The sequence below is a fragment of the Nocardiopsis sp. TNDT3 genome, assembly GCF_003427465.1.
Taxonomy (GTDB): Bacteria; Actinomycetota; Actinomycetes; order Streptosporangiales; family Streptosporangiaceae; genus Nocardiopsis; species Nocardiopsis dassonvillei.
This window is the reverse complement of the sequence record NZ_QPFC01000931.1, coordinates 1-2,895: the sequence shown is the minus strand read 5'-3', so window position 1 is coordinate 2,895 and position 2,895 is coordinate 1. Positions and strand designations below refer to the sequence as shown.

Here is a 2,895-nt window from a genome sequence, read left to right as displayed (position 1 = left end):
GCCCGCCCCCGGCCGGGGGCGGGCTCCTCGCTCGGTGCTACAGGTACGGACCGGAGCCGTGCCGCTCCTCGTCCAGGCCGCCGGGGGCGCCGGGCCCCTGGGCCTGAAGACCCGCGATGCCGGGCGGCAGGGCCTTGCGCATGTTCTCCAGCTGGGCGCGGGCCGCCATCTGCTGGGCGAACAGGGTGGTCTGGATGCCGTGGAACAGCCCCTCCAGCCAGCCCACCAGCTGCGCCTGCGCGATGCGCAGCTCGGCGTCGCTGGGGGCCGCGCCCTCAGCGAACGGCAGGGTCAGCCGCTCCAGCTCCTCGATCAGCTCGGGGGCCAGACCGTCCTCCAGCTCCTTGATGGACGAGGTGTGGATCTCCTTGAGCCTGGCCCGGCTCGCCTCGTCCAGCGGAGCGGCCTTGACCTCCTCCAGGAGCTGCCGGATCATGCTGCCGATCCGCATCACCTTGGCGGGCTGCTCCACCATGTCGGCGAGGGTGCGCGGCTCCTCCGCGCCCTCCTCGCCGTCCCCGTCGCGGTCGGTTCCCATGACCAGGATCCGAGCCTGCTCGTCCGGGTTCTCTGCGCTGCTCATCAGTCCCCTTACGTGGATGTCACCGGCACGCCGTCAACGGGGAAGAAGGATCTTTCCGGTGTGCGCGCTCGTTTCCATGACGCGGTGCGCCTCCGCCGCGTTCCGCATCGGGACCGAGCGGTCGACGACGGGGCGGACGACTCCCTGTTCTACCAACGGCCACACCTGCTCGAGTACTCCCGAGACGATGGCCGCTTTCTCCTCCAGGGGGCGGGAACGCAGGGTCGTCGCGTGGACGGAGAGCCTCTTCGCGAGCATACGCCCCAGATCGGCCTCGGCGCGGCGCCCGCCCATCAGCGCGATGATCACCAGGCGGCCGTTGGTGGCCAGTGAGCGCAGGTTGGCGTCCAGGTAGGAGCCGCCCATGATGTCGAGGACGAGGTCGGCGCCGCCCGCCTCGCGCATGCGCTCGGTGAAGTCCTCCTCCTTGTAGTTGATGAGGATCTCCGCGCCCAGTTCACGGCAGCGCTCCAGCTTCTCCCGGCTGCCCGCCGTGACCGCCACCCGGGCGCCCAGGGCACGGGCGAACTGGACCGCGAAGGTGCCGATGCCGCTGCCGCCGCCGTGGACCAGGACGGTCTCCCCGGCGCGCAGGCCGCCGACCATCACCAGGTTGGACCACACGGTGCAGGCCACCTCGGGCAGCGCGGCGGCCTCCACCAGGTCCACGCCCTCGGGGACAGGCAGCAGCTGGCCCACCGGGACGGCGACCTTCTCGGCGTAGCCGCCCCCGGACAGCAGGGCGCACACCCGGTCGCCCACGGACCAGCCCGAGTCCTCGGTGCCGGGGCCGAGCGCGGCGACGGTGCCCGAGCACTCCAGCCCGGGGTACTCGGAGGCGCCGGGCGGGGGCGGGTAGTTGCCCTGGCGCTGGGAGACGTCGGCCCGGTTGGCCGCGCTCGCGGCCACGTCCACCAGGACCTCCCCCTCGCCGGGGACGGGGTCGGGAACCTCGGTCCAGGCCAGGACCTCGGGTCCGCCCGGTTCACTGATACGGATCGCGTGCATGAGCCAGACAGTACCCGGGGAGGTTCCTCGGCAGGCAACGGATTCCTCTGTTCACCTGCTCGTAAGGATGCTTCGGTGGGGCCGGGCGGGTAAGAGTGATCCCAGGGAGCGGATCCCGTCTCTTCCCCGCTGGGGTATCCCTCCCTCCACAGCACGCCCCCTTCAAGCAGGAGAACTCCGGTGGCACACCAGGAACACAACGGGTCGGGTCGAAGCTCTGAGACGGGCCCCGGACCCGCGGCCGGGGAGCACGTCGAACCGGACCGCTCGGCGGGTGACCCGGAGGAGTACGACCCGGACGCCGCCGCGCCGGGGCCGACCGCGCCCGAGCCCTCGCCCCACGACCAGTGGTTCGGTGGCTTCGAGGGCGAGGCGCCGCCTCCACCGCCCTACGCCAGGCTGCCCGAGGACACACCGCTGCCGGGCGCGGGGCACCATACGCCGTCCCCGCCGGGCGGAGCGGGTGGGGCGGAGGCGGTAGGCGGGGAGCTGGAGAGGTCGGCCTCCGGTGATCCCGAGCCTTCGGGGCTTTCCGCTGTCCCCGAACCGGAGGGCCTGCCGGAGGAACCCGAGACCGAGGTTCTTCCGCCCTCTTCCGTGACTTCTGAGGCTTCTAGCGCTCCTGGGATTTTTGGTCCTCCTGAGACTCCTGAGGACTTCGGCGTTCCCGGGTCTTCCGGAACGTCCAGGCCTCTGCTGCCCCCGCGGGCCTCCGGGGCCTCGGAGTTCCTGGCGGGTTCGGAGGCTGCCGAGACCGCCGCCGCTGCCGAGGACGACGCCGACACCGAAGACGGCGAGGAGGAGGGCACGGTCCGCCTGGTGCCGGGGGCCGCGCGCAGACGCCCGCAGCGCCCCCAGCGGCAGCGCCTCCAGCGCCCCACCCGTCCGGGCGAGGACCCGCTGGCGCCCCGCAGGCCGCGCCGCGACCCCGACGTGCCCGAACCGGAGCAGCTGCCTCCCCTGGAGAACGAGCGCGACGACGCGCACGGCGGACCGCGGACCACGGGACCGGTTCCGACGGGGACGGAGACGGGATCTGGTCCGACGGGATCGGGTCCGTTCTCCTTCCGGGGGCCCGGTTCGAGCCCTGTCCGGGGACCGGGGGACAACGGGCCCGGCCCGGACTCCGGTCCCCGATCCGCGCGGGACACGGGGTTGGGCGCGTGGCTGGGCGAGGACTCCGGCCCGTTCCGGTCCGCGCCGCCACCGGGCGAGCCCGTCCGTCCGGCACCGCTCCGGACCCCCGAGCCGCCGTCCGCGCTCACCGGGCCCCGGGCCGACTTCGCGCCGCCACCGCCCCCGCC

The 2,895-nt window shown here is 73.6% G+C and carries 2 protein-coding genes; both read right to left on the bottom strand.

Going from position 1 to position 2,895, the window contains the following annotated elements; all coding sequences use genetic code 11:
* Positions 1–37 precede the first annotated feature (37 nt).
* Positions 38–583: a bacterial proteasome activator family protein gene (locus DQW06_RS21895; RefSeq protein WP_013156260.1), complete on the bottom strand. Its 546-nt coding sequence runs from the start codon at positions 581–583 to the stop codon at positions 38–40.
* 33 nt (positions 584–616) lie between these two features.
* The gene (locus DQW06_RS21890; RefSeq protein ID WP_013156261.1) at positions 617–1,591 is read right to left on the bottom strand and encodes an NAD(P)H-quinone oxidoreductase; all 975 of its coding nucleotides are present in this window, start codon (positions 1,589–1,591) and stop codon (positions 617–619) included.
* Positions 1,592–2,895: the final 1,304 nt, after the last annotated feature.

Bases quoted from the DNA above. Each gene is read 5' to 3' on its own strand.
- DQW06_RS21895 (WP_013156260.1), bottom strand. From the start codon at position 583: ATGAGCAGCGCAGAGAACCCGGACGAGCAGGCTCGGATCCTGGTCATG.
- DQW06_RS21890 (WP_013156261.1), bottom strand. From the start codon at position 1,591: ATGCACGCGATCCGTATCAGTGAACCGGGCGGACCCGAGGTCCTGGCC.